The organism is Leptolyngbya sp. FACHB-36 (genome assembly GCF_014695955.1).
Taxonomy (GTDB): Bacteria; Cyanobacteriota; Cyanobacteriia; order Leptolyngbyales; family Leptolyngbyaceae; genus FACHB-36.
Genome location: NZ_JACJPG010000161.1, coordinates 1 through 4,814 on the forward strand (window position 1 = coordinate 1; position 4,814 = coordinate 4,814).

Annotated in this window: 4 protein-coding genes and 1 pseudogene; 1 reads left to right on the forward strand and 4 read right to left on the reverse strand. The window is 52.1% G+C overall.

All coding sequences use genetic code 11. From position 1 onward, the window contains the following. The coding region (locus tag H6F43_RS02405) for a DUF3352 domain-containing protein (protein ID WP_190340413.1) at positions 1 to 1,446 on the forward strand (1,446 nt) is incomplete at its 5' end. A 298-nt stretch (positions 1,447 to 1,744) separates the two neighbouring features. Here the strand turns inward: H6F43_RS02405 and urtE are convergent. From urtE to H6F43_RS22950, 4 genes and pseudogenes are all read right to left on the reverse strand, one after another. Continuing rightward, positions 1,745 to 2,443 (reverse strand): urea ABC transporter ATP-binding subunit UrtE, encoded by a 699-nt coding sequence (urtE, locus tag H6F43_RS02410; protein WP_190340414.1) that lies wholly within the window; start codon positions 2,441 to 2,443, stop codon positions 1,745 to 1,747. Beyond that, complete coding sequence (urtD, locus tag H6F43_RS02415) at positions 2,430 to 3,194, reverse strand: urea ABC transporter ATP-binding protein UrtD (RefSeq protein WP_190340411.1); 765 nt, start codon at positions 3,192 to 3,194, stop codon at positions 2,430 to 2,432. Before urtD ends, urtE begins: the two co-directional genes overlap by 14 nt. Before the next feature lie 177 nt (positions 3,195 to 3,371). Continuing rightward, positions 3,372 to 4,616 carry an urea ABC transporter permease subunit UrtC gene (urtC, locus tag H6F43_RS02420; protein WP_190340415.1) on the reverse strand — a complete coding sequence of 415 codons (1,245 nt, stop codon included), beginning with the start codon at positions 4,614 to 4,616 and terminating at the stop codon, positions 3,372 to 3,374. Positions 4,617 to 4,655: 39 nt separating this feature from the next. Further along, positions 4,656 to 4,814: pseudogene (locus H6F43_RS22950) on the reverse strand (urea ABC transporter permease subunit UrtB); the annotation flags it as partial.

A 4,814-nucleotide genomic window follows, 5' to 3' on the forward strand; every position in this document is an offset into this window, starting at 1 on the left:
CAACGCGACATCCAGCCGTGGCTAGGTCAGGAAATTACAGCGGCTGTGACGACGCTGGACCTCGATCGCGACACAGACAACGGTCGCCAAGCTGGATATCTGCTGGCAGTGGCTACCAAAGACCCAGAGCGATCGCGGGAGTTTCTGCAACTGTTCTGGCAGAAACGCGCCTTAGCGGGCGCCGATCTTGTGTTTGAGCAGTACAAAGGCGTGAAGCTGATTTATGGCAGCGGGAAGGCAGTGACGGAGGTGGGAAAAGACGCGACCCGCCCCACGTCCTCGCTGGCTAGCGCGGTTGTTGGCGATCGCTTCGTGCTGTTTGCCAATCATCCGAAGGTGCTACGGGATGCGATCAACAATGTGCAGGCTCCAGATTTAAACCTCAGCAGCGCCACGTTCTATGAGCAGGCGCTAGGGACGCTGGAGCAGCCTCGAATTGGGCTGAGCTTCGTTAATGTGCCTCGCCTAACAAGTTGGGCAGCCGGAGTGCGCGATCGCCCAGCCGATGCCCAGCCAGCGACCGCTCCGCCGCCTGCTCAACTGTTGACGATCGCCCTGACGCTCGATCAGCGGGGACTCGCGGCAGAAACCGCTCTGCTGTCGCCCAACGACCCGCCCGAAACCGTGTCGCCGCCGCTATCTAAACCAGTCGGTGCTCTGCAATACGTGCCCGACTTTAGCCCGATTTCAGCGTCCGGTAGCAACCTAAATCAGCTATGGACGGGGCTGTCTCAACAGCTGAAGGGATACGGTGCAGTGGCTCAACTGGTCGATCAGTCGCTGGCGGAGTTGCAAGATCGCTGGAAGCTGGATTTGCGCGACGATGTGTTTGATTGGGTGACAGGGGAGTACGCACTAGGCTTGCTGCCTGTCGCCAGCGCTCAATCTTCAGCTAAGTCGGTTCCGGCTCCGGCAGATTGGGTGTTTGTCGCACAGCGATCGGACCCTGCTGCTTCAGAAGGGATTGCACGGCTGGATGCGATCGCTCAGCAGCAGGGACTTAGCGTTGGCTCAATTCAGCTCGGTGCCCAAACGGTAGCTGCGTGGACGCGCTTGAGCACAGCCGCAAAGCCGTCGTCGAACCCGCTGGCGCTTCAGGCACAGGTGCAGGGTGTACATGCCACCGTGGGCAACTACGAGCTGTTCACTACGTCGCTGGCGGCGATGGATCAGGCGCTCAAGGCGATGGAGCACTCACTGGCAACAAACGATCGCTTTCAGGCGGCGATCGACCCGCTGCTTCAGCCGAATGATGGCTATCTGTACCTGGATTGGATCGCCAGTCAGCCGTTTCTAGAGCGTCAGTTTCCGCTACTAAAGGTGATTAAGCTGGCAGGCAAACCGATCATGGATCATATTAAGTCACTAGCCATTACGAGCTACGGACGCCAATCGGGTGTACAGCGCGGCGGCGTTTTTATTCGGCTGGGCGGACTCGGTGATTAAACGATCCTGACGCACAGGGTTAGAACGCGACTTAAGCGCTAGCCCTTGGGCAATGTTTGCAGCAGAATCTCTAGTAATTACTGGTGCCAGTTCTCTAAATTCCAGCTACAGATTAACCACTAAAGCGTAGGCGGACTCAAGCCTCTGCAATTTCGAGTTGCGAATTCCGAATTCCGAATTGATATTACCCATTAAAACTTATTCACCAAAACAAAGGGATCAGCCTTTGCTGATCCCCCATCTCCACTCAAATTCACAAGCTGCTATTTGAATGTCTCCACGTTTGTTGAGTTTGTCTTTAAACCGCCAGATATTTGTGAACAAGAGCGTCGTTTAGCTCCGAGGTGCGTCCTTGGGCGACGATCGCGCCTTTCTCCATCATGAAAAATTTCTGAGCAAGCCGACGGGCAAAGTCGATTTTTTGCTCCACGACTAAAACAGTGATGCCCTTTTCTTCGTTGATTCGTCTCAGCGTTGCTTCAATTTCTTGAACGATCGACGGTTGGATGCCCTCCGTTGGTTCATCTAGCAGCATAATTTGCGGGTTGCTCAACAAGCCCCGCGCGATCGCCAACTGTTGCTGTTGCCCACCACTCAACAGTCCGCCCTGCCGCTTGAGATGCTGCTTCAACATCGGGAAGAACTCAAACACTTCGTCAATTCGACTCGACTTCTGCCGATTCGCGGTCAAACCCAGTTTAAGGTTATCCAACACAGACAAATAGGGAATAATTTCCCGACCTTGAGGAATGTAGGAAATTCCATACCGAGCGCGTTTGTAGGTGGGAACCTTGGCAATTTCGTCAGCATCAAACACAATGTTGCCGGACACAACTTTGTTTAAGCCAATCACGCTACGCAGCAGAGTCGTTTTGCCAACGCCATTGCGCCCCAACAAGCAGGCGATTTCTCCCTTGTTGATCGCTATATTCACGTTGAACAAAACAGGCGTTAACCCATAAGAAACTGTCACATCGGACAGTTCAAGCAGCGGCATCGATTCTTTCACGACCTAAATACACCTCAATAACTTTGGGATTTGACTGTACATCGCGCACGGAGCCTTCGGTCAGTTTTTCACCCTGGTGCAATACGACAATTCGTTGAGCAATTTGTTTTACGAATTCCATGTCGTGTTCAATCACAACAACCGAGTGAGTTTGTGAAATGCTCTTGATGATTTCTCCAGTTAGATGCGTTTCATCAGGCGTCATGCCCGCTGTGGGTTCATCTAACAGCACGATCGACGGGTCTTGAGCTAGCACCATGCCAATCTCTACCCACTGCTTTTGACCATGAGACAGAGAGGCAACTTTGGTGAAGGCTTTGTCGAGCAAACCAACGCGATCGAGCACGAGTTCAATCTTTTCTCGTTTGCCGCTCGTTAGCTTGGCTCTAATCGACGCGAGTACGCTATGAGTTCCCTTCAGCGAGAGCAGAAGATTTTCAAATACGGTCAGCTCGTTGTAGACGTTTGGGTTCTGAAACTTCCGCCCGATGCCCAATCGAGAAATTGCGTACGGGCTCTTGTTGGTAATTTCTTGTCCCTGATAGTAGACATGTCCAGAAGCAACGGGTGACTTGCCGACGATCGCGTCCAATAACGTGCTTTTTCCGGCGCCATTGGGTCCAATAATCGTCACGATCTCCCGATCACCAACTTCCAAATCCACGCCTTTCAGAGCCTGGAAACCAGAGAATACCACTTTGAGCGATCGTACAGATAAAACAGCTTCTTGCGGCTCCACATTTACCTCACTAATGGACGAAATTGTTGCTATATGCGCCTTTCGGATTCAATTGGACCTAGACTATCACCGCGAAATCACTGTCTGCTGTTATCTAGCGATCAAATCTAAAAACATTCTGCGATGATCGATCTTTACGGTCAGACTCGGTTAAAGATCCGCCTGCGTCAGCACTCATTAGATGCCCGTTTTGCGATTAGTCTTTGCTTGCTGGACCTTTTGATGGCTAGATCGCGATCGATCAAACAAAGTATGACCAAGCTGTTGAACTAGATTTTGCAGCGGAGTGTACCAATCAAACAGGCTGGCTCGAACAAACCCTGCGGCTGAATTGGAGCGCACGATCGCCCCGAGACGAGTGGAATCGTTCAGCTTAAACTGTTTGGGTACCAATCCCATCAAGCCGTCCGGTAAAAACAGGACTACGATTAGCAGCAAAACTCCAACGACTAGCTGCCAATCTTGAGTAACGCGATCGGCATAATTTTGCACTTGCCCTAACAGAATTGCAGCAATTACAGGACCAAACAGCGTGCCTCTGCCGCCCACAGCGACCCAAATAACAATCTGCGTGCCAAACGCTACGGCTAAATAAACGGGAGAGATAAATTTGTTCAGCGGCACAAATAGCCCGCCTGCAATTCCAGCGATGCCCGCAGAGAGTGTCCAAATGAAAATCTTGAAGCTGGCAACGTCGTAGCCTAGGTACGAGATTCGCTGCTCATTCTCCTGAATCGATCGCAGGATCAAACCAAAATTTGATTGCGTTAGCCACCAGCTTGCCGCAATCACAAAAACGGTGAATACGAGAATGATGAAGTATAGCCCGATCGGGGGAATCACCAATCCAAACAGCGATAGCGAAGAGACATCGGTAATACCATTTGTGCCGCCCGTGTAGGCTTGCTGGCTCACAAAAAAGGTGGTTAGCGCCGAGGAAATTGCCAGCGTAATGATCGTGATGTAAACGCCGCTGACTTTTGATCGAAAAATAAACCAGCCAATGATGTAGGCGAACCCAGCGGGCACGGCTACCATCGCAAACGCGGCGATCGGGAAAAATTGCAGCGGCGCGATAAACCACGGCAGCTCTTTCAATCCGTTCCACACCATGAAATCCGGCAGAGAGCCGCCATAGGTGTTGGCTGAAGCGGACAAATTCAGCTTTAGGTAGTACGCCATCGCGTAGCCGCCCAGCGTGAAGAATACCCCGTGCGCAAAGCTCAAAATTCCCGCGAATCCCCAGACTAAATCAAGGGAAACGCCAAGCGCTCCGAACAACAGCAGTTTTGCCATCAGATTGGTCTGGAACCCGCCTGCCACAAATGGCAGCACGACCAAAATCAGCAGCAGCACACTCGTTGTAATCAGTAATCTTTTGGGAACGGCAGACTGCCGCAAGCGTCCCATAACCTCGGTCATCTTTCCCTCTCGCGTTAACTATTGTTCGAGTGCGTTGCTTTATGACCGCTTCTGCACGGTGAAGAGACCTTCTGGTCGGTAGCGAATCAAGACAATCACTGCCGCCAGCACAATGACTCGTGCGGCTGGGTCATTCAGCAGGTAAGCGATCGACGCATTCGACTGCCCAATCAAAAACGCACCCGCTAGCACACCCAC

What these genes read in the sequence shown, in the direction of transcription:
- urtE (WP_190340414.1), bottom strand. Translation starts at nt 2,443, where the DNA reads ATGCCGCTGCTTGAACTGTCCGATGTGACAGTTTCTTATGGGTTAACG.
- urtC (WP_190340415.1), bottom strand. Translation starts at nt 4,616, where the DNA reads ATGACCGAGGTTATGGGACGCTTGCGGCAGTCTGCCGTTCCCAAAAGA.